This window comes from Aureispira anguillae, from assembly GCF_026000115.1.
Classification (GTDB): Bacteria; Bacteroidota; Bacteroidia; order Chitinophagales; family Saprospiraceae; genus Aureispira; species Aureispira anguillae.
The window spans coordinates 3,598,945-3,618,164 of record NZ_AP026867.1; the positions used below are offsets into that span (position 1 = coordinate 3,598,945).

27 protein-coding genes and 1 tRNA gene are annotated in these 19,220 nt (G+C 35.5%); 20 read left to right on the plus strand and 8 right to left on the minus strand.

Annotated features, from left to right (window positions below; translation table 11 throughout):
* Positions 1-252 precede the first annotated feature (252 nt).
* The 3 genes from AsAng_RS13890 to AsAng_RS13900 form a co-directional block, all read right to left on the minus strand.
* A complete protein-coding gene (locus AsAng_RS13890; protein WP_264793400.1) occupies positions 253-738 on the minus strand; it encodes a GAF domain-containing protein in 486 nt (161 codons plus the stop codon).
* Complete coding sequence (locus AsAng_RS13895; protein WP_264793401.1) at positions 725-1,603, minus strand: SDR family oxidoreductase; 879 nt, start codon at positions 1,601-1,603, stop codon at positions 725-727. The genes AsAng_RS13890 and AsAng_RS13895 overlap by 14 nt, the downstream gene beginning before the upstream one ends.
* A gap of 86 nt (positions 1,604-1,689) precedes the next feature.
* Positions 1,690-2,265, minus strand: coding sequence for a Crp/Fnr family transcriptional regulator (locus AsAng_RS13900; protein ID WP_264793402.1), 576 nt, complete (start codon positions 2,263-2,265; stop codon positions 1,690-1,692).
* Positions 2,266-2,410: 145 nt separating this feature from the next.
* Here AsAng_RS13900 and AsAng_RS13905 point away from each other — a divergent pair.
* Positions 2,411-2,495 (plus strand) — tRNA-Leu (locus AsAng_RS13905).
* Between the two features lie 213 nt (positions 2,496-2,708).
* Complete coding sequence (locus AsAng_RS13910; RefSeq protein WP_264793403.1) at positions 2,709-3,872, plus strand: site-specific integrase; 1,164 nt, start codon at positions 2,709-2,711, stop codon at positions 3,870-3,872.
* Positions 3,873-3,990: 118 nt separating this feature from the next.
* Here the strand turns inward: AsAng_RS13910 and AsAng_RS13915 are convergent, their stop codons facing one another.
* The 5 genes from AsAng_RS13915 to AsAng_RS13935 all read right to left on the minus strand — a co-directional run bounded on the left by AsAng_RS13915 (position 3,991) and on the right by AsAng_RS13935 (position 8,387).
* Positions 3,991-4,260: a hypothetical protein gene (locus tag AsAng_RS13915; RefSeq protein WP_264793404.1), complete on the minus strand. Its 270-nt coding sequence runs from the start codon at positions 4,258-4,260 to the stop codon at positions 3,991-3,993.
* A gap of 283 nt (positions 4,261-4,543) precedes the next feature.
* Entirely contained in the window at positions 4,544-5,914 is a 1,371-nt protein-coding gene (locus AsAng_RS13920) for a PIN-like domain-containing protein (RefSeq protein WP_264793405.1), read from the minus strand.
* Between the two features lie 23 nt (positions 5,915-5,937).
* Positions 5,938-7,221, minus strand: a complete 1,284-nt coding sequence (locus AsAng_RS13925) for a hypothetical protein (RefSeq protein ID WP_264793406.1) — start codon at positions 7,219-7,221, stop codon at positions 5,938-5,940.
* 265 nt (positions 7,222-7,486) lie between these two features.
* Positions 7,487-7,798 carry a hypothetical protein gene (locus AsAng_RS13930; RefSeq protein WP_264793407.1) on the minus strand — a complete coding sequence of 104 codons (312 nt, stop codon included), beginning with the start codon at positions 7,796-7,798 and terminating at the stop codon, positions 7,487-7,489.
* Positions 7,799-7,982: 184 nt separating this feature from the next.
* Positions 7,983-8,387, minus strand: coding sequence for a hypothetical protein (locus AsAng_RS13935; protein WP_264793408.1), 405 nt, complete (start codon positions 8,385-8,387; stop codon positions 7,983-7,985).
* A 620-nt stretch (positions 8,388-9,007) separates the two neighbouring features.
* Between AsAng_RS13935 and AsAng_RS13940 the strand changes: the two genes are divergently transcribed.
* From AsAng_RS13940 to AsAng_RS14025, 18 genes are all read left to right on the plus strand, one after another.
* Complete coding sequence (locus AsAng_RS13940) at positions 9,008-9,301, plus strand: hypothetical protein (protein ID WP_264793409.1); 294 nt, start codon at positions 9,008-9,010, stop codon at positions 9,299-9,301.
* A gap of 10 nt (positions 9,302-9,311) precedes the next feature.
* Positions 9,312-9,620: a helix-turn-helix domain-containing protein gene (locus tag AsAng_RS13945; protein ID WP_264793410.1), complete on the plus strand. Its 309-nt coding sequence runs from the start codon at positions 9,312-9,314 to the stop codon at positions 9,618-9,620.
* A gap of 18 nt (positions 9,621-9,638) precedes the next feature.
* Positions 9,639-9,887, plus strand: a complete 249-nt coding sequence (locus tag AsAng_RS13950; protein WP_264793411.1) for a hypothetical protein — start codon at positions 9,639-9,641, stop codon at positions 9,885-9,887.
* 45 nt (positions 9,888-9,932) lie between these two features.
* On the plus strand, positions 9,933-10,187 hold the full coding sequence (locus AsAng_RS13955) for a hypothetical protein (RefSeq protein WP_264793412.1): 255 nt from the start codon (positions 9,933-9,935) through the stop codon (positions 10,185-10,187).
* Between the two features lie 30 nt (positions 10,188-10,217).
* Positions 10,218-11,003, plus strand: a complete 786-nt coding sequence (locus AsAng_RS13960; protein WP_264793413.1) for a nucleoside triphosphate pyrophosphohydrolase family protein — start codon at positions 10,218-10,220, stop codon at positions 11,001-11,003.
* Positions 11,004-11,109: 106 nt separating this feature from the next.
* Complete coding sequence (locus AsAng_RS13965) at positions 11,110-11,310, plus strand: hypothetical protein (RefSeq protein ID WP_264793414.1); 201 nt, start codon at positions 11,110-11,112, stop codon at positions 11,308-11,310.
* Positions 11,311-11,580: 270 nt separating this feature from the next.
* Complete coding sequence (locus AsAng_RS13970) at positions 11,581-13,116, plus strand: hypothetical protein (protein WP_264793415.1); 1,536 nt, start codon at positions 11,581-11,583, stop codon at positions 13,114-13,116.
* Positions 13,079-13,555 (plus strand): hypothetical protein, encoded by a 477-nt coding sequence (locus AsAng_RS13975; RefSeq protein ID WP_264791888.1) that lies wholly within the window; start codon positions 13,079-13,081, stop codon positions 13,553-13,555. The genes AsAng_RS13970 and AsAng_RS13975 overlap by 38 nt, the downstream gene beginning before the upstream one ends.
* Positions 13,555-13,959 carry a hypothetical protein gene (locus AsAng_RS13980; RefSeq protein WP_264793416.1) on the plus strand — a complete coding sequence of 135 codons (405 nt, stop codon included), beginning with the start codon at positions 13,555-13,557 and terminating at the stop codon, positions 13,957-13,959. The genes AsAng_RS13975 and AsAng_RS13980 overlap by 1 nt, the downstream gene beginning before the upstream one ends.
* A 22-nt stretch (positions 13,960-13,981) precedes the next feature.
* Positions 13,982-14,218, plus strand: coding sequence for a hypothetical protein (locus AsAng_RS13985; RefSeq protein ID WP_264791886.1), 237 nt, complete (start codon positions 13,982-13,984; stop codon positions 14,216-14,218).
* 274 nt (positions 14,219-14,492) lie between these two features.
* Positions 14,493-14,789, plus strand: a complete 297-nt coding sequence (locus AsAng_RS13990; RefSeq protein WP_264793417.1) for a hypothetical protein — start codon at positions 14,493-14,495, stop codon at positions 14,787-14,789.
* 61 nt (positions 14,790-14,850) lie between these two features.
* Positions 14,851-15,993, plus strand: coding sequence for a hypothetical protein (locus AsAng_RS13995; RefSeq protein ID WP_264793418.1), 1,143 nt, complete (start codon positions 14,851-14,853; stop codon positions 15,991-15,993).
* A 157-nt stretch (positions 15,994-16,150) separates the two neighbouring features.
* Complete coding sequence (locus AsAng_RS14000; protein ID WP_264791882.1) at positions 16,151-16,921, plus strand: DNA adenine methylase; 771 nt, start codon at positions 16,151-16,153, stop codon at positions 16,919-16,921.
* A gap of 13 nt (positions 16,922-16,934) precedes the next feature.
* A complete protein-coding gene (locus tag AsAng_RS14005; RefSeq protein WP_264793419.1) occupies positions 16,935-17,147 on the plus strand; it encodes a hypothetical protein in 213 nt (70 codons plus the stop codon).
* Positions 17,148-17,262: 115 nt separating this feature from the next.
* Complete coding sequence (locus tag AsAng_RS14010) at positions 17,263-17,418, plus strand: hypothetical protein (protein WP_264792111.1); 156 nt, start codon at positions 17,263-17,265, stop codon at positions 17,416-17,418.
* Positions 17,415-18,317: an LPD1 domain-containing protein gene (locus AsAng_RS14015; protein WP_264793420.1), complete on the plus strand. Its 903-nt coding sequence runs from the start codon at positions 17,415-17,417 to the stop codon at positions 18,315-18,317. Before AsAng_RS14010 ends, AsAng_RS14015 begins: the two co-directional genes overlap by 4 nt.
* A gap of 183 nt (positions 18,318-18,500) precedes the next feature.
* Positions 18,501-18,809: a hypothetical protein gene (locus tag AsAng_RS14020; protein WP_264793421.1), complete on the plus strand. Its 309-nt coding sequence runs from the start codon at positions 18,501-18,503 to the stop codon at positions 18,807-18,809.
* A 21-nt stretch (positions 18,810-18,830) separates the two neighbouring features.
* Positions 18,831-19,220, plus strand: coding sequence for a hypothetical protein (locus tag AsAng_RS14025; protein WP_264792113.1), 390 nt, complete (start codon positions 18,831-18,833; stop codon positions 19,218-19,220).

A 19,220-nucleotide genomic window follows, 5' to 3' on the forward strand; every position in this document is an offset into this window, starting at 1 on the left:
TATCTACCCACATATCTCTCTTTTGCCAAGACCATGACCTCAAATTTTCACAACTCACCCCATTTACAAGCACTTTAAAACAGGTGTATAAAAGACCAGCCACTCATTTTAATCGTTTGTTGATTTTTTGTCAAAAATGCAAAAACCATTAGCTATATCCAACTGACTATCAGCATGTTAACCAATTGGCAACTATAACAAACAAATTACTGATAATCAATCAAATATAATTCCCCAACGAACTAATGTCATTTAGAGATAAGATTTAATCAATTTGTTTTGACGAAAGTGCAGCTCCAACAGCGCCTCTAAATACGTTTGATCGACCTTATCAAAGGAAGCCAGTTCTGTACTATCAATATCAAAAACTGCAATTAATTGCCCTTCATTATCCCAAACGGGCAAGACAATTTCTGAATTTGTTCGACTATCACAAGCAATGTGCGCAGGGTCGTCATGTACATTAGCCACCACCTGAGTTTTTTCCGTTTGAGCAGCACGTCCACAAATGCCCTTGGAAAAAGGAATATGCAGACAGCCCAATGTTCCCTGATAGGGTCCTACCATCAACTGTCCTTCATTAACACAATAAAAACCTACCCAATAATAATAGGGTAAATACTGCTTTAGGACGCAGTTTATGGTCGCCATTTTTAAAATCATATTGGTCTCCTCTTCCAAAATTGCATTGATTTCACGAACAGCTTGTTGATAAGCTTGATGTTTATCTATTGTCATTTTTTATTTTACTTTTTTGAACCATTTCATTAAAAAAATCTACTAATCGATGGGTTCCATAAATTGGAGCAACATTATCTGCTGCCATAGCCGTTAAAAAGAACTCAATTGGTCCATAAGTTTTAGAAGACGTGAACCATCTCATTCCTACAATAATTGCTTTTCGAATCCAATCTGGCAAATGTACAATTTTAGATTTACTTGACCAGGCCTTCAAAGCCAATTCAGCCAATTCATTTTGTGTCATTACATCAGGCCCTCCAATGATTAGTTCTTGCTTCTTTTGTCCAATTGCTTGTACACAAGCCTCTGCCAAATCAGCCCCATGGATAGGATTTAATTGGTAGTTCCCATCACCAAATAAATAAACCGTCCCTCTTTCTGCCATTTTCAAAAAATCTTTCATGTCCGAAAAAAAGCCATTGGGTCGAACAATCACATATTCCAATCCCGATTCTTTTAAGGCATCAACAAAGCGCTCTTTGGCTTCAAAAATTTTCAAGTGACGATATTGATCTCCATTAATCGCAGAGATGTAAATAAATTTCTGTACGCCTTCTTTTATTGCTTCCTCCAATAAATTCATATTAGCTTGGTAATCGACATCCATATAAGTAAGCCCATCTTTTTGCCGAGTAATCCCTACCGTGCTAATCACGACATCTATATTTTTACAAATACCTTTCAAGGTATTCTTTTGGGTAACCTGTGCTTCTTGTATCTCAACAATGGATGCATCAAATTTCGCCTGACGTTGATTCCGAACAATTAATTTAGTGGTATATTTTTGCGCTACTAATTCCGCTGCTATATAACGCCCTAAATACCCTGTTGCTCCCGCCAATAAAACTCGCTCTGTTTTCATAAAAATCCTATTTGCTTATTCGTGTTATTTAATAATCACAAACCTATAGGATTCCTTCTTTACTTCACTTGATCATCGTCAAGTATTCATTTTTGGGCAATTCTTTTTTTTATTCGACTCAACGTCTCTGGAGTCACTCCTAAATAGGAAGCTATATATTGCTGCTGTACTCGTAGAAATAAAGCTCCATTCTCTGCCAATAACTCTAGATATCTTTCCTCAGGAGATTTGGTAATAAAAGAAGCCAATATCTTCTGGTAGGCTATTAGCTCCTGCTCTGTTACAATCAAAGCAAGATCACCAAAGACAGGAAATTGATGCACCAATTCTTCATTCATCTTCTTGTCAAAATGAACCAAAACCGTATCTTCTATTGCTTGATAATTCTCCCTAGCAGGGGTTCCTAAATTATAGCTTTCGCCAGCGCAAATAAATTTCCCCTCCGTATAAAAAAAAGCAGTTTTATAATTGCCTTTCACATTATAAAACAAGCGTACACAACCATCCAACACAAAGTAAATCGTTCGTGCTACCTCCCCTTCCGAGAAAATAATTTCATCTTTTTTATATCGTTTTATAACCAACCGATTTCTCAAATACGCAACCTCTTCTTCTTGCACACTAATATACTCCTTGATTCTCAATATAAATTGCTCTATCATGCTTGTTCTTTTGTTTTCTTGCAATGATAATAACAATTCTATTAATTTTAATGTTCAAAAATAAAAACAATGGAAATTTGCAAAAATGCAAAAACTCAGTATCTTTGCAGACCATCTAACAAAACAATCTTTTTGTTTTACCATTGCCCAGGTGGTGGAATTGGTAGACACGCCAGCTTGAGGGGCTGGTGCTCGTATAGGGTGTGCAAGTTCGAATCTTGTCCTGGGCACTATTTACACCTACATAGGTTGACATAAAGAGATAACAAACCTAGCATTCATCGCTGTTTTAGCTATTTTGTTATCTCTTTTCTTTTTGTTACCCGTTTGTTACCCAACCGCCTTTAAACGCTCTCTACATAGGTTGACATCTTTTTGTGTTACCCGTTTGTTACCCTTTTTTAGAATGCTTTTTGCTAAGCTTATCTAAAAAAGAGATCCACATGATACAATTTACCATCATTTTTAATTTCAAGAAGAAACTCCGCAAAGACGGTACTGCTTTAGTTCAAATTAGAGCTTACTATAAAAGGAAAAGAAAATATTTTTCTACTGGAGTTTATGTCACGCCTGCTCAATGGAGCAAACGACTATCAAAAGTCATTGACCACCCCAACGCCAACCAGTACAATGCTGAAATCAGTCGGCAATTAAACGATCTGGAGAACTATGTCTTTGATTGGGTGCGCAAGCATCATTCTATTACATTGGAGCAGTTAGAAGGGTACTTTAAATATGGCGATTCTGGCTCCTTTACCGAATTCTGGAAGTATGAGTTAAAGAACGACACAAAATTGCAGAAGGAAACCAAAAAGAAGCACCAAACGGCCTTAAATTACTGGATCAAGTTTCAAAAGGACGTAAAGTTTTCTGAATTGTCTTATCGGCTGATTCATGATTTTGATACTTTCTTATATGGGCATCAACTCCACATCAATACGGTTTATACCCATCACAAGCAAATTAAGAAGTACATCAATTTGGCCATTAAAAATGATTTGTTTGATAGCAATAAGAATCCTTATCGAAAATTCATTCCTAAAACGGCTCCAACAGAGCGGCTGATTTTATCGGTTGAGGAGGTCAAAAAACTGGAAGCCTTGACCTTTTCTAAAGAGGAAGTATATTGGGAGTTGATTTTGGATATGTTTTTATTTTCTTGCTACACGGGCTTGCGCTTTGCCGATACCTGTAATTTAAAGTATGAGAATATCGACCAATCAGAGCAGGGCTTGGTTTTAAATATTGTCGCACAAAAGACCAACAAACAGTTGATTTTGCCTTTGTATAAATTGCACGAGCGAAAACCTGAGGCCATCATCCAAAAATATCAACGTGAAATTATGCATCATCGTGGCTTAGTCTTTCACACTTACAGTAACCAGTACTTTAATCGGGAGCTTAAAAAAATTGCGCTAAAGGCTGGTATTGATAAACCAATCACTAGCCATGTTGCTCGCCATACCTTTGCTACTCATCTTGCTTCTAAGGTGCCCATTCATATTTTAAAGGCAATCTTGCAGCATTCTAAAATTGAAACGACTATGGTGTATTTGCATCTTTCTAATAAGTTGGTCAATGATGCGCTGGATGGGGTGGATTGGTAGGATGATTGAATTCCGTGAAGTTTTATACTTCACGGATTTTTTATTTACAACCAACATTAATTAATGTTTTGAAAAGCTAGATTCTATTCTTTCAAAATACTCCAATACTATTAGTCCGCTAGATTTCATCTTCTTCAGAATAGTTTTCAACAACATCCCAAAAAACATTTCGAACCGCTATCGTATTTTCTAAATTTTCCTTCCAACATTCAGAAAAAAGAACAAGCTGATCAGCTTCTCCAAGCGACATTTTATAAACCTTCGTTAGAGCAGCTACAGTATCTCTTTGGGAGGCTCCTTCCTCTTTGAGTTTAATAATACAATCTTGGGGAGTAGTTCCTTTTTCTAATTGATCTTTTGCAAATTGAAGAATTTGTTCTGTAATCATTTGGATATACTTTGTTTTAGGTAACAAAAAAATTGACTCCTTTACCCTTTTATAAATAGATTTTGGGCATCCCCTGAAATTATTTATGTCTTTTTGGACATTATGATTAACATGAACACCTTTGATAATATCTTTAACTTTTATAAGTCTCGCCTTCTTTTCTCTATTTTTTTGCTTATACTTAAATAACTATTGTATATTCTTTCAATAATGACCAAAGGGATTATTACTCATATTTAAAGCTTTTTTATCACAAAAAGACACGCAAATAAAGTTTCTATCCTTACTTATGTCCTACTATGTCAAATTCCATATTTTCATTTATAAAACCTACATAAAAATTGATAAATTCATTAGGGTTAGATGATTTAAATTTACTAACTTTTTCATAAATTAAATATGTACTTTTTAAACAATTTCCAACTAATATAACCATAATTTCATCAAATAACCTTTCTCCCAAAAGCTCCATAACCTTATCGTACAATTCGTCAATCATAATTGACAAATCTCTCATATTATTAATCAGCTTTATTTCAACCCCTCTTAAATGCGTTGGTAATTTCATCATTATTTCAGGGAATTTTTTTATATCATGGTAAACTATAGTTTTATAATCAAAGGAGGCAATAATCCATTGAAAAACAACTGAGTCTACCTCTTCATAAGTATAAGTATAAGTATTAATTATATTCTCTCCCAATACAATAGGAATAGTATTTTCTAAAGAAACCACATTTAATTCTTCTTCATGAATAGAAGATTTTAATCGATTATTCGCTATTTTCAAGAATTGGCTCAAACTATACATCCAAAAATCTGAGCCAGAGTGATCCCTAATCTCTTTTATAAGTTCTTCTCTAGGTTTTAATATATCATTTTTTTCTTTTTGATAGCACCAATCATTTCCTTTTGTAATATCATTAATTATAAAAATAACTGGCTTATTTCTATTTTTTGAAAGTTCTAATATTTGCTTCCATATAATTAAATCACCAAAAACTTGTGTTCCTTTTTTTGCCTTAAGATCACCATACCCTGGAGGTATTTCAAACTCAAAACGATGTTTGCCCTCACGTGTAATATTAAGAATTTCTTGAAAAGAAAATTCTCGCCCAACTTGAAAATTTTGTTCCAACATAAGAAGAACATCATCAGGCTCTTTATTTAATATCTTATCTTTTGCATTATTTATTTGCGACTGAATACTATTTTCATGTTTCTTGACTTGTTCTATATATTTCTCCGTAACTTCTTTTAATAAATGAAGAGTTGATTGTTCAATATATGGATGATTGCTTTCATCTTTTGTCTTATTAGATATATCCTGAACTTTGTTTAATATTCCTTCCGCAGATTTTGTTAAAGCAGATACAGTATCACCTACAGCTTTATATTTTGATTTAGCAACACGATTTATAACTGATTTTTTATTTTTTAAAAATTCATATTGTACATGGAATGGCAGCCAAAGACGATCTAATAATTTTTGGAAAATTCTAGAATATATTTTTTCTCTTGTCTGTTCAGGAATAGCATAAAAATCCAATAATGAAGAAGTATCAAAAATAAAATCCGCTTCCTCCCATAACTTAGATTCTCTTTCCTCTGACAATTCATAATAATTTATTTCCTCCCTATTAAACTTCTTCATAATCTATTTTTTTAAATATAAAATTACCATTCCTCATGAAAATAATTATAAAATTCCATTGGGGTAAATATACTAATCTTATGCATTTTCAGATCTTGCTTTAATTTTACTTTTGCCTCTTTTATAAGATTTTCTTCAATTACATTAGTGACTAAAAAATGAGGTACATTAATATACTTTTCATCTATATCAGATAGTTTTTGCCTTGTTTTCTTAATTTGAAAAATAGTCTTTTTTATATTAGATAACTTCACACTATCATCTTTATCATTTCGAAACATTTTTACCTCAATTAATGCTTTTACATTATTTGTGGAACCTAGAACAAAATCAATTTCATTAGCATTTTCTAAATTTTTACTTTTAGTATAACTAATATTTTTCTTGTAAAAAATATATTCCATTGCAAACGACAGCAAACCATCTGTATCAGTGATATGGCTATATACTACATCATGGATGTAATAAGGTGCTAGGTAATTTGCTTTTTTTCCACATTGAGGGCATTTAACCTTTAATTGACTAGGCTTTACATTAAAAGTAATATAACCATTAAAAGTATCTGGAGGACATTTAATACATTCTATATAAGATTTGAACTTACCTCCAATCAAAATATTAATTTCATACAACCTATCGAATACATCCAACCTGCTTTTAAAATTATCCTTATCTATCAATATAGATACATTTTGCTTATAACCATTAATCAATGTATCTTTTATAACAGAGTTATAGATGTGGCTAATATTATCTACAGATAAAAATATATCCGATATATCTTGCCGCCTTAAAAAATTACCTGATTCCTTTATGAATTCTGTTTCAAGATACCACATCAAAGCGCCTTCTGTATTATCCACAGAATCAGGAATAACTCTATATTCTTTAAACAGCTCTATTAGCCCCTCTATTCCTTCATTAAAAAGAGGCATAATTTTAGTAAAAATTAAGCTGATCCCCTTCTCCTCAAAATCTTTCGAAATCAGACTAAATGCTTGACCAAATCTACCTTTGAGGTATGTCTCACATTTTTTCTCATCAAAGTATTTATCCTTTGACTTTGTAAGCTTTTCTACGAGTTTTGCGTACTTATTTTCTTGTCTAAAAATTAATTGTTCTTCCGTTTTTTCTTTTGACGTAACAGTATTAGAAAGAACAATTCTTTGTAAATAATAGTCTGCTACTGATAAATCTAGAGAATTCTTTTCTAAGAGAAGCTCTTTGTGCAAGAGGAAAATATTTTGGCAAATGGGTGTTTCCCAAAAAAAACGATAAAAATTATCCACCTCAACAGGAATATCCATAGTATGTATTTAGTTTTTAGTAAAAAAAGCCTCTGTCTTTTTTTATAGATTTTATATTATTATCCTTATTTATTAAATATAAAAAAGCAAAAAAAGCGTAAAAACGCTTTCTTATTTTAAATTCTTCTTAAGCATAGATTAGTAAGTATTTTATTTGTTTTATAAAAAAACTAACATTAAGCATCTTTATACTGTTTATAAATTTATCCTTATTTTTCAAATACATAAGGGCCATAAAAAAGCGCCCGAAAACGCTTCTTTATTTTTAATTCTTTTTTAGCAAAGCAATAATCTCATCTTTATCTTTTACTGCTTGCTTTAGGTACTTCACTTCTTTTCTTAAGAATTTCACCTCTTCTGTACTACTAGTCGTATTGTTACTATTGTTATTGACATGAGTAACAATCCCATTCTTATTTATGATGTTTTGTAAATTGGAATTTTTAGCTACAAAGCTTCCCGACTCCAGCGAGAGCCAGCTAATATTAATATTAAAATTCCCTTCTAATGTTGTTGAAGATTCTGGGTTTTGTCTCGAAGCTTCTTGGATCGACTTAATTATAATGGGTTCTGCCAATTTAAAACCTTGTCTTTATGTTTTATTAGTCAGACTAAAGAGGGCTCATCTGCCTAATTTAAATAATTTAGATAAGAGGGCCTTAGACAAAATAAATTATAATAGGTTAAGTTTGCATAGAATAATAGGTTTTATACTCAAAAAAAATATACACTAGGGCAAAAAAAGGATGACTCCTTTTCCCTTATTTTTGATTTTTTAATAATCGAATAATTTCGTCTTTATCTTCTAGAGCTTTTTTCAAATGCTCATTCTCTCTCTTTAGGTATTCTACCTCTTTGCTACTCTCAGCCGTTGTATTGTGGCTGTTATTTGCTATATGGCTAATCTTGCCATCTTTATTACTAATAGTTTGTGTATTCTCATTGCCTCCTATAAACATTGTCCCCTGACCTGTCAAAATCCAATCTATATTAACCCTAGAATCATGGTCTTTCAAAGCCTTTATCATCTTCATAGATAGACCACTAGTTCCATTAAGGAAATTAGTATAACTCTGAGGTGTTGAATTACCTAAAATTTTAGTAAAAGTTTTTTTATTAAAATTAAAAAACTTCCTTATTTCTTCAACTCGTTCTATTTCAGACATTTAAAATAAATATTTACTAAAATTAAATTAAAAGTTTACAAAATTCAATTAGTAATTTTGTTTTTGTAAAAATTTTAATTTAATTTTGTTTTAACAAAGGGAGGCAAACTGTCAAAATAAGGCTCAATTTGTTAAATGAATAAGGTTAAAAGGCTAAGGGTATGCTACGACACTTACAACTAAACAATAATTTCAAAATTGAAACTATTATACTAAGCCATGTAGACGTATGTAGACCAATGTAGACGAATTTAGCCAAAATGTTAAGAAAACGCAAAATTAAATAAACAAAAATTCATAATGGGGTGAACGGTTTTGGACGTACCAAAGAGGTATTGTTGTCCCTGTGGGGATAGGGATAATAACTAGAAGGCAGCTTCTAGCGTCCAACTGCTAAGTATGCATACCAAAAGGGTGTGCTTTATAGGTCAAGTTGAGTGTTTCTAGTTTTCTAGTGTCTTAAATGGAAGGCGGTTTCATAAGTTGAAGCCAAAGGGTTCGACTCCCTTTACTAGAGCCAATTTTTTACCAAATCAGTAGAGTTAAACTGCACTAAGGGGCGTATTAAAAATATAATCGCATAGCCTTGGTATGGCGAAGCTTTGCCCAAACAAAACCAAATGCAAATAAACACAGACACGGACAAACAAACATTTTACCAATATGTTGGAGAGCGGATGTCATTTACTGACTTTAACACTTTATACCAACGATTGGGCTTTACCAAGCGAAAAACAACTTCCCTACTCTATAATCCTTGCAAAATAGATTTGGCGCTCATGGAACAGTTGAGCAAGATTTTGAACGAGGATTTGAGAAAAGTGATTGATCGCTTTGAAATCGGATACGATGTTTTTACCGCTAGAAAATACCGAGAATTAACACAATTAAACGAATCTAAACAAGTAAACTAAATAAAGGGAAATGGATGGAGCACAAAAACCAACGTTAACCGAATTAGAGCAATGTAAGGCGATAATAGCTCAGCAGAGCGCAACAATTGAGCTATTAAAAGAACAAATCGAAAAGGGAAAAGTGTTTGACAACAATTATATCAATACGGAGGAAGCAGCGATCCTCTTATGTGTCACACCTAGAACTATAAGGAAATACAACTACGAAGGTAAAATCACAGGCAGAAAACGCAAGAAGGAAAGCAGGCTTATTTTTCCTCTAAAAGAAGTTATGCAATACAGAAAGGAGAACTTCAAGCATTGGGCCTCTTTTGAATAACAATAATCAACCAATATTATGAACAGAATAACAAAATGGCTTCTCTTTGGAGGAACGCTCTTACTAATCGTCACTTTTATACTGAGCTATAAAGTGAGCGCTTCGTTTACCAATAGCATCAAGGAAGAAGTGCGAGCAGTCAGGGTAGAAATTCAAGCGGTCAAGGCTCAAAACAAAGCCATCAAAGCAGAACTCAAAGCGATTGACCAGAGAATATTTAACCGCAGAATTTCAAATCGTATAGCGCAGCGTTTTCCACCTCAATAATCACCGTTTTAATTGCCCAGCGTACACCGCTATAAACAACAAACAATGAATTCAAACAGCATTAAATCGAAAAAAAAGCTGACCCCATTCTATTGGTTCTTTACTGCTTTTACCTTTCTGCTTATCTGGAATGCCTATGATATTGCAACCATCATCATTCAACAAAACAAGACAAAGGAAGAGATTAAGGATCTAAAAGAAGAGAATGAAATACTTAATGAAGAAATCTTTCAGCTCCAAAAAGAGGTTAAGCGAAACCGCCGAATCATAGCCGACAAGGTGCTAAAACTAAATATTTAAATCACCTTTTAAAACAATCATAAAACAAAAATGGAACAATACGAATTTTATATCCTTGTGGTCATCAATACGCCCAAAGAAACAAATGCTTTGTGTTTTGCAACAGAAGCCGAAATTAATGGGGTATTGCCTGCGGATACGGATCTAAACAAAGCTTATGTCACCAAGGATTATTACGACAACGACAAAGAGCTAATCTACCTTAAAAAATCAGCAGTAGACGCTTTAGCGATTGGTGTGGAAGGAGGCAGAAAGATTGTGCTCAACAACAAGGAAAACCGCAAGGAATTGGGCTTGAAGTACAAAAAAGGCTTCCTAAAAAAGAGAAAAGTAAAAGAGCCTAAAGAAGCCACCCCCCAAAAGCCACGCTTTGCAGAATGGATGGAGGTGTTAAAGATGGGGTTGAATTTATTGTTGACCATGAAGGAAGAAAGCAAGGCAAAAAAGCCAAGCCCCTCTCCTGCTCCCTCTAGGAATCTAAGCGTTTTAGCACAAAAAATTCATGCCCTAAATCAAGCCAAGGGATTTTGGGACAAACACCGTTCTGTAGGGGAACTGTTAATGGGGGTTACCGCAGAGCTGAGCGGAGCGATGGAGGCTTACCAAGAAAGTACGCCTGCCAATTGGGATTTGTACGATGCAGGTATTTATAGCCCCAAAGAAGCTTTTGAACACTACATTGAGCATACGTTCGAGGATAAAATTGCTGGTGCCATTATTCGGCTCTTAGATTTAGCGGCAGGAATGAACATAGATATTGAGCGCCATGTTCGGGTTAAGTTGGCTTACCATTATCTGAAAGAAAATAAAGATTAGGGGTTTATAATTGTGAAGAGCTGTGTTTTGCGTTGGCAGAATGCAGCTCCATTTTAAAACGAACTGGATTTATAGAAACAAATTTTAAATAAAATATTAAAATAAGATGATTGCAACATTTAGAAAAATAAAGGATGGCTTACACGAATTTAAAGCTCAAGAAAATGGAACGATGTATCAAGGCACACTACGCTCCCAACCATCTGGGCGAGGCTCTACCTTGACTAGTGTTGATTCTTACCCTGATTTAGGAAGCAAGGAAGGTATCCTTATAAGTAAGTTTGTTGGTTACCTAAAAAACAGATAAGCTCTTTTTTAGGTTACTAACTGCTCTCGTCATCTAATAGAAAAACAGCACTAATGCGTAAAAAAGTAAACTGAAAAGGATAAGGATATTGGGATAAACAAACCGCAAACGGTATTCAGTAGGGTTCGATTCTCTGCTCAGTTGCGAGGAAGCAAACAGTTGTTTGCAAGTTACGGCGACTATATGCCGATTTAAAAAAGAGGGGTTTGGGAGCCCCCCCCTCTTTAACATACTATCTAATCTATAAAAACACACAAGGTTTACAATAAAATGCAAACTCAAACTAACATACACCCTGAGGTTAAAAATAGTTCCCTGAGTCCTAGCTTTTATGAAATGATTGATAAAAAGGCGACTCAGAAGGCAGGAAAAGATATGATGGCGGCTTATCAAGCCAAGCTCAAAAAGGCAGGAAAACGGGGCGGTGTAACGCCGTATACCTTTGATCTGTTTCATGCGATCATTCGCAGCGTTGCCCCTACTATGGAGAATTTAAAGAAGCATCAAGATGGTTTGTATGAGGAATGTCGCATGCATGGAGAGTATTGCTGTTTTACGACCATTCCTAGCCTTATAACGCTCTTAAACGACACGGCGAAGCATCGAGTACTATCGCCCAATAAAAAGACCGTATACAACCAAATTAAGAAGCTCATGGACATTGGTATCATTACCGAAAAGATCAACCATGTACATACTGGTTTAAGAAATCCTTATCCAGACGAACAAAGCCCCAAGGGACGAGGAAAAATCCAATTGTGGATAAGCCCTCAGGTCTTGTGTATAAAGCCTTGCTATGAGGGTTCTGGAGCCTCTGATACCCCCTCTTTTTTTGACGTTAAAGGGGAAACTTTACCGCAGTACGAACAAAGTTCTTTACTATATAAAAATAAAGAACTAGAATCAATCATTAATAGTCCTTTGGTTGTGGATAAAGCGGCTTTGGCTGTCGCCAAGCTTAAACCATCCAATATTCAAGATGGAGGACAAGGAAGCAAGTTAATGCCAGTTGATTCTCCAAAGATTGCGGCGCTTAATGCTCAGAAATCGGGTGAAGGACAAGGAAGCAAGTCTATTTCCTCCGATTCTCCAAAGATTACGCCCCGAAAAGCATCTAAAAAGGAGCATGTTTGTGCAAAATTATGGGATTTGATGCGCTACAACCTCTATCAAAACCAAGTGTACAACGAGCAAACCAACACGGATTGCAAATTGATGCTTGGCGAACTGTTGGATCTAGCAGCGGAGCATGTAACGGCTTATCGACAAGCTAAGATCCAGTCGTTCCGTGAAAATCCTGCTTATTTGGCCAGCAGGCAACAAACTAAGTTGCTTAAGAACTTTGCAGCAGGACTCCCCCACGAGGAGCGCTCTGCCATTGAGATCGTTTCTCATGCCATCATCAAACAACAAAAACACGCCGACAAATACGGCTATCCACTGTATTATCCAGTCGATTATCTCAGTTCAACGGCTGCGGTCAAGGCTCTGAATTATTCCATGGACGATTGGGATCGAATACAAGCCAATTATTTTGATAAAAACAAAACGGCTAAAGCCTATTTCCAGCAAGTGCAATGGATCAACAAGCGCTACAGCAATGCCATTGAGCAAATGGAGCAGGAAGGCGCAAAGGTGGTCTATAAAGACATTGCTCAGCATTACAACCACTGGTATCAAAGCTTGAAAGATAATCCTTATTTGAACGAAGATAAAATGAAAGCCTTAGGCGATTTATTCATACAAAAATTTAAACCACTGCTCAACGATGAACACCTCCAACGCCAAAGAAATGGCAAGCACTAAAAAGAGAAAATACAAAGCGCCCTCGGTTGCTTATTTGCAGATAAAATTTAAAAACAACAGCAAGCCCAATGGTTTTAAAATAAGCAACTTTGGCAAAGATTTAACGAAGATTGAACGGTATTTGGCAAGCGTAGAAGGAAAATGGTCTTGGGCGGTACTTAAGCAAGTTAAAACAGGGAATATTTATCATTATTACCACCCCAAAACAGGACTACAGCGATTGGATCTAAAGGACTACAAAAAACAGCTTACTTCCTACTCCTTGTACATCATTCCTACCCAACAATACAAAAACCGCCATGGCAGCCAAAAGGGCATCAGTAAACGGGTTTATGATCTTAATGAGGTGACAAAATACTGGAATAAGGACGTGCTGAGAATTGATATTTACCAGGAGAAAAAATTGATTAACCGCTACCAAGGAAGATTTTTGATGTAATGGATTATTATCGACAACATTCCATCCTAATTCAAGATAAGATCCCCTTACAATTACAGCGCTCCCATTGGCATAAATTCTATTACTGGTTAGGTCAATATCTAATTGAAACCAAAGCGCAAAGTACTCTTGATAAATTAATACAAGCTACGCTCTTACAAGCGTTCATCAAAATTTCAAAGCTGATTCAACGCCTAGAACGAAGTGGCAAACCGATGAAAAGCAAAATAAGCTTACAACTTAGCCCCTCTGAAAAATACGGTTTAGAGCACAGCATCCAAGCGGTAGCTGAAGAAGTATACAAGGATTTTGAACCCTTTTATTTAGCCTATTTACAACCCATTTTAGACCAATTTCACCAACACGACATCAATCAACCCAATCAAGGATTGAGCTTATTATAACCGCATTTAAAAGATAAAAATAATGGCAGTAGAAACACAAAATATCAACAAAGCCAATGTAGCCAAAGACATTCACCATTTATTAAATGGAGCGGAGCTTTGGGCTTTATTAAGAACGGACAAAAACGGCTTTGTTCACGTGCATACCGATAGTGAAACCGATTTTATGGCACTTGTCCTCTGTGTATTTAAAGATCGTCCAGACCTCAAAGATGATTTGGACATGATGTTAAAATTTGAAAAAAATATAACCCCTTAGAAAATGACCAACAAACAATTTATAAAGATGGGCCATTCTGCGTTCCTCATCTGGATCATAACGCTCTTAGGCATCTATTTAATTTACCAGTATGGAATAATTGTAATTTTTTGCTTAGGGCTGCTTTTTTGCTGCCTTTGGGGGCTGCTCTATTCCTTTGTAACAGTGACTTATTTTATCAATTTCCTACATTTTAAAAACTGGGTAGAATCAACGCCCTTAGACATTTATTTACTACTTGACAATAAAGAATCTGACTCCAAACACGATTAAAATGTACTACAAAAAACAAATTAACACCTTAAAAGAAGCAGAACAACTCGCACTCTTTTTAAAAATGTCTATTCGACAATTGCTAAGAAAAAAAAGGATGTACGATGGTTTATTAGCTAAAAGGATCAGAAGGAAAATTGGCTGGGTAGTTTGGCCAGTTGGTTTAAACCGAATTAAGCTATTAAACGATCCTCGATGTAAATCCATTCTGCTGAACCTATTTTGTTTAAAGGAAGCCATTCGAATCAAACGCTTTATCCAAAAATTAAACAAGATTAGAAGCGCATTTACCAATTAAAAAAAGGAGCTGCTTAGGGATAATAAGCCGCTCCTATTCAAAAGAATTAAAAGACAAAGATATGACAACTTTCACAAAAAATCCCTATGCAGAAATGCGAAAAAAGATCAACCGCATTGTATTTCGGGATAGACTAGACAAAACCTTAGACGGAAAATTTAAACACAAGCGTTTTTCTGAGCGGTTTGCCTTGGCAAATACCGCCTTTATCGGCATGAGCGGCATTGCTCAGCTTGCAAGTATGGGAACCGCTTTTGTGATGCTCTCCTACTTATTTGAAAGCTCGCCAATGCTAATTCGGGTAATCTTTTCCGCTGCCTTGGTTAGCATGATTGAAGTGGTTAAACGAGAAGCTACCAACGATGTAATGAAGAGTTTAAACCAATACAAAGAGGTTGAAAAATTCCCTACCTTTTTAGCCTTGTTGATGGTGGGCACCAGCATTTACATTTCCATTGAAGGTGCTAAGATCTTACCCAGTCTTTTTATTGCTGATGCCATGGAGCTGCTCCCTGAAGAAAAAGAAGCAGAAGCAGTCAAGGCAACCTACGATACTAAAATTGAAACCTTGACCAAAGAACGAGAAAATTATATTCAAACTCGCTTGTATCATGGTAGAATTCGTACCGAAGATTCCAAAGAGGTGATGCGTATTAATGAAAGGATTGCGCTTACGGAACATAAAAAAGATTCTGCGCTCCAAGTATTAGACAAAAAAAATGAAGCCGCTCAAGCAGCTACCCTATTGCAAAATAAAGCGGCAAAAGTGGCGGTTGAAAAAGAGCGAATGAAGTTAGGAGAACAGCTCGTTATTGCAGCCATTGGTTTTGAGATTTTGTTTCTCTTTTCGCTCTGCTTTTCTTGGTGGTATTATACCGAATGTGAAAAGGAAAGACAAAAGGCGAAGGAGAACAGCTCCCCTTCTAGTGATCCTGAAAATATGCCGAAAGTGGACAAGGAAATCCCTGCTGAAGAAGCGAAGGTTTTGGAGGTGGAAACGATTGGTGTTAGAGCAACCAAGAAAGTTAGTTTTAAGGATTACGAACAGGAAGATCACGTGACCGAAACCGAAAAGGTTAAGAAGGATTATACTCGAATTTGTGCGCATTGTGATAGCCCTTTTATCCACAAAACACACAATCATAAGTACTGTAGTCGGGCTTGTATGGTAGCGGCAAGAGAGCAGCGAAAAGCCAATCAATAAAAGCAGTACTTCCAAAGTACTGCCAAAGTAAAATAGGCAGATTTTCGCAGTACTTTGGAAATTCTTAAAAACGCCCGAAACGCCGATATATAAAGGAAGTACTTCCAAAGTACTTTGGTAGTACTTTGGAAGTAAAAATGAATAACAACAGTAAAAAATGATACTAACCCGATTAGGCAACAAACGCCAATTAGCCCAGACCATTTACCGCCATTTTCCAAATCATCGAATGCGAATTGATTTATTTTTTGGAGCAGGAGGTTTGTTCTTTTACAGCCCCAAAGCAGCATTCAATATTTTGAATGATTTGGATGATGATGTTACCAATTTATTTTTGATCCTTAAAGAACGAAAAGAAGATTTATATCAAGCCTTAGAATTATTGCCCATTAGCAGTTCCTTGGTTCAGCATTGGAAAAAACAACAAGAGACAGATCCCCTGCAAAAAGCAATTCGATTTTTGTTCTTGAGCAATTTCACTTATTTGGGAAAAGGGGACACCCTGCGTTTAGGTTTAGACAATACCAAAGCTAGATTATTAACAAGGATAGAACCAACCTTTGAAGCCCTAAAAAATACCAAAATTACGAACTATGATTTTAGGGAAGTCTTGGGCAAAATATCCTTTTCTAGAACGGTGTTGGACAAAGAAAAAGCCTTTGTCTATTTAGATCCTGTCTACCTTGAAACAGAACATTGCTATAAGGTGCCCAACTGGACACAAAAAGAAAGTCTGGATTGCTTTGATATTATGAGCCATTCAGGAATCAAATGTGCCATGAGTGAATTTGACCATCCCTTTATTCTTGCAGAAGCCAAAAGGAGGGGTTTTAATATCATACCCATTCGGGAACGGCAAAACATCAAGAACAGAAAAATGGAACTGCTCATTACCAATTATCAACCCATTCAAAGAACTTTATTTTAAAAACATTAGCAACATGACAAAAGAAGAAAAAAAGGCAACCTTAGAAGCCAAAATAGAAGAATTACAAGCCGAATTAAAAAAGATGCAAAAGCTTAAACGAGCACAAAAGATTCCTTTAGTAAAATTGAGTATAGACCTGAGTATGTCGGTTTGTCAAGGTCAATTAAAAGGCTATCAACATTGGTTAGAACAACTTGAAAATCCATTAGAAAAACAAGCAAAATAAAAAAAGTCAAAAAAATACGCCATTAGTTTCTAGTGGCGTTTTTTATTTGCTTGCATATAGCCTTACAATGCTTTATTTTAGGGCTTTTACATTTATTTACAAAATTCTAATTCACATGAAAAAGCTAAAAAAAACGAGAGCTAAACTAAGACCAGGAGAAGAAGTTGTGGGCATGGCTGTCCCTGATTTTTTATTAAACGAAGAGCATCAAAAAAAGCTCCGTAAGCCTAAATCAAATTCTAAAACAAAATCAAACCGCAAGCGCTCATGAAAATCATAGATACCTTACGTCCTGAGGGCGGTTCAAAGGCGGAGCAATGGTGGCAAGACCAAGGCTTTAAAAAAGTTTACCAAGAATTCAGAAAAGGCGATGCCAGTAATGATTTGAAAAAGATCAAAGATGTACGAGATGTATCGGAATTTTTTAAACTCAAAGGGTATCAATTTGGCAACTGGGTCACCCATGAGGATCGCTTTAATTATTTAGCAGCTTTAGCCGTTTGTCTATTTGATCTCAATCGAGTACTGCGCTTTAAAGGCAATAATTTAGGCTTAGACAAACATTTAGGCGTTGCCTTTGGGGCAAGGGGCAAAAAAGGAGCTAAAGCGCATTATGAGCCATGGTCGCACATCATCAACATGACTCGTTACAAGGAAGCACATCGTTTTGATGAGCCATACACCAAACCAACTCGTTTTGTTATTTCGGGTGGAGTGGGGTCTTTTGCCCATGAGTATGGGCATTTCTTGGATTACTTCTTTGGTTCCAGAGTGGAAACAACCGCTAAAGTTTATGCTTTATCGGATGGGCATTCTACTGACCCTACACGGATTCAATACGATAAAAACAAGTACCCCATGCGCTATTTGATGGAGTCCATTTTAGAAAAGGCGTATTGGGATAGCAGCAAACGCTCTGAGTCTGCTTATGTGAAGCGAATTAAAGAGCTGCTTCCTGATCGTTATTGGGATTATTTTCTAAGTAGAAATGAGATTTTTGCTCGTTTATTTGAACAGTACATTTCTTATAAACTAAAGGAATTGAAGATTAAAAATGTCTTCCTAACTAAAACTAAGTACCACACCGCTCAATATATGCTCCTTTCGGAAATTAAAACGGTGGTGCCGCTTTTTGACAAGTTATTGATCCAAATGAGAAAGCATTTTTAAACCTGCTCTCCATCTAAATGTTAAAAGAAGCTGTTCATTTTTGAGCAGCTTTTTTTATGTCATCAAAGAAAGTCAAAAAAATACGCCATTAAATTCGACCCCTGTAATCTGAATTCTTTTCAATGCTAAAGACATGCTCTAACTTTATCTAAAACCAATTGATTACATAAAAAATAAAAAACCATGATTTTAATATTGAGCTTAATTCTAATTGGAGGGCTACTTTATTTTTTAGGCCCTAGTCCAGCTCCTTTAACAGCAATTCAAAAAGAAGAAATTGTCTATTTAGACGAAAATGAGTTTTGGGCATTGGATGGAATGGAGCAGGAAAAAACAGTGCCCTTATCCATAGAAAAACAGCCCGTAAAAAGCATTCAAAAAACAACCCGATTAAGAGATACAACCAACCAACAGCAACAACGCAAAAAAGCCGTAAAAAAGCGTAGAAAACGCAGAAAAATAGCCAAAAAGAGTCAACAAATTAATCGTTAATTTATCTAAATTAATTCAACCATGTATAGCAAATTAATCAAACTCAAAAAAGGAGCTGTCATCACTTTGGACGGAAGCCCTTTACAACTGTCTAAAGCCGTTAATTTACGAGTCGTAGCCACCAATAAGAGCGATTCCAAGCCAGCACCCACCAAAGTCGAACAGGGCGAACATCAACAAGATTTACCGCATCCCGTGGACAAAAAAGAAGTATTGGCTTTGGTCCAGGAGCATTTAAACAAATTGGGGCAAGACGAATATGCTTTAATGATGGACGGCATCTTTCAGGATGACGACCTAGAGGCATTAAATGGTTCCTTTAATGATCTTCATAAAACGTCTATTTATGCCGCTACGGTTACGCATATTTCAGAATTAAAATCATTGTATCAAGCTTTAAAAAACTTGTAA